Origin of the sequence: Microbacterium sp. ISL-103, from assembly GCF_018613995.1 — a bacterium.
Lineage (GTDB): Bacteria > Actinomycetota > Actinomycetes > Actinomycetales > Microbacteriaceae > Microbacterium.
In genome coordinates this window covers 1-1,629 of sequence record NZ_JAGGPD010000584.1, presented here as the reverse complement: position 1 = coordinate 1,629, position 1,629 = coordinate 1, and the positions used below count along the sequence as shown (strand labels likewise).

The 1,629-nt window shown below is 68.0% G+C and carries 2 protein-coding genes and 2 pseudogenes; 2 read left to right on the top strand and 2 right to left on the bottom strand.

Annotation, left to right across the window (positions count from 1 at the left end; translation table 11 throughout):
• Both J7E68_RS18175 and J7E68_RS18170 read left to right on the top strand, forming a co-directional pair.
• Positions 1-421: pseudogene (locus tag J7E68_RS18175) on the top strand (3-hydroxybenzoate 4-monooxygenase); the annotation flags it as partial.
• Between the two features lie 109 nt (positions 422-530).
• A complete protein-coding gene (locus J7E68_RS18170; RefSeq protein ID WP_215174952.1) occupies positions 531-911 on the top strand; it encodes a VOC family protein in 381 nt (126 codons plus the stop codon).
• Between the two features lie 74 nt (positions 912-985).
• Here the strand turns inward: J7E68_RS18170 and J7E68_RS18165 are convergent, their stop codons facing one another.
• Entirely contained in the window at positions 986-1,420 is a 435-nt protein-coding gene (locus J7E68_RS18165) for an NUDIX hydrolase (RefSeq protein WP_215174951.1), read from the bottom strand.
• A 41-nt stretch (positions 1,421-1,461) separates the two neighbouring features.
• A pseudogene (locus J7E68_RS20035) lies at positions 1,462-1,629 on the bottom strand (thiamine pyrophosphate-binding protein); the annotation flags it as partial.

The following is a 1,629-nucleotide window of genomic DNA, read 5'->3' as shown; positions in this document are numbered from 1 at the left end:
CAAGGCTGGCGGTCGCTGGCGGGTCGACGCCTTCGCGGGTCGCGACACAGCGAGCCTCGACGCGTGGGCGGCGGAGGCTGCTCCGGTGTTCTCGCGGTTCACCCGGGCGGATGCCGACTCCGATTCCGTGTTCGACGTGAAGGCGATCTATCAGCAGCCCCACGAAGAGGTCGAGGTCACGTCCGCTCCCGCGCTGTTCCAGCCGAAGACGGGGCCGCTCGGCCTCACCGACTGGGAGAAGGTCTATGCCGCGGGCCCCTCGAAGTGGACCGAGACCGACATCTTCGAGGCGCGGGAACTCGCGCGCGACGGCGTCGTCGTCGTCGTGCGTCCCGACCAGTACGTCGCCGCGATCCTGCCGCTGGATGCCGTGGACGAGCTGGGCTCGTTCTTCGACGGAGCGCTGCTGCCGGCATCCTGACTCCGTCGTGTGGGCTTGTGTCGGTGGGTGAGAGCCTCTGGTGAGTGTCGGAGGCCCCGCGTAGCCTGAGGGCCGATGGGCGAAGGTGCCCCGACAAGAGGAGCGCGTGATGGATTGGAAGATCGAGCTGATCTTCGTCCCGGTCTCGGATGTCGACCGGTCGAAGGAGTTCTACGAGAAGATCGGCTTTCATGCCGATCACGATCAGGTGCCCTACGAGGGCCTGAGGTTCGTGCAGATGACACCGCCGGGGTCGGCCTGTTCGATCGCGTTCGGCACCAACCTGGGCGAGGGGCTTCTGCCGGGGCAGCAGAACACGATCCAGGTGGTCGTTCCGGATGCCGACGAGGCGCTCGCGCACCTTCGGGCACTCGACGTCGACGCGCAGGGCGTCGACGAGCAGGACTGGGGGCGATTCGTGACGTTCGACGACCCCGACGGCAACACCTGGACGCTGCAGGAGCTGCCCGACTATGGCGCGCAGGCCTGAGTGCGCAGGCCTGAGAGCGCAGGCCTGAGAGCGCAGGCCCGACCGAGCACAGCCCGGGCCGCCCCGACCCGGACTCAGCGGGCGGTGAGCGCGCGAAGTGACTCCGGCGCGCCCACAGGGAACAGCACGCGGATGCCGGACGCGATGTCTGCGATGGGCACCCAGCGCACCGGGCTGCCCTCATCGAGGATGCGGAGTTCCGCGTCGAGGGGCACGTCATCGAGTTCGGCAGACGTCACCGCGAAGACGTGGGCGATCTCGTGGCCGGGCGCACCCTCGTACGTGAAGATGTTCTCGAAGACGCCGAGCGGCTCGGCGCTGTCGAGTGCGACGCCGAGTTCTTCCATGAACTCCCGGCGCAGAGCATCCGCCGCGGTCTCGCCGAACTCGATGCCGCCGCCGATCGCGCGCAGGAAGTCGAGCTCGCGCGAGCGATCATGCCCTTCGAGAGCGAGCACATGCCCGTCTTTCACAGGCAGACCGACGGCGATGTTGCGGATGGCAGGCATCCCGGAAGGCTAACGCAGCAGGAGCCTGGCGACTGCGCACCTCACGAATTCACGCGGATGATCTCCTGCTGGTACGGCGCGATCACGTCGCCGGAGATGCGCAGGTCGAGCAGCAGGAACCTGCGGGTCGTGGCGTCTTCGTCGGCCCAGGATGCGAGCCGGTCGAGGTCTGCGAGAGTCTTGACGACGACTCCTTCCGCGCCGACGGC

Coding starts and splice junctions, on each gene's coding strand:
- J7E68_RS18170 (WP_215174952.1), top strand. CDS start 531: ATGGATTGGAAGATCGAGCTGATCTTCGTCCCGGTCTCGGATGTCGAC.
- J7E68_RS18165 (WP_215174951.1), bottom strand. CDS start 1,420: ATGCCTGCCATCCGCAACATCGCCGTCGGTCTGCCTGTGAAAGACGGG.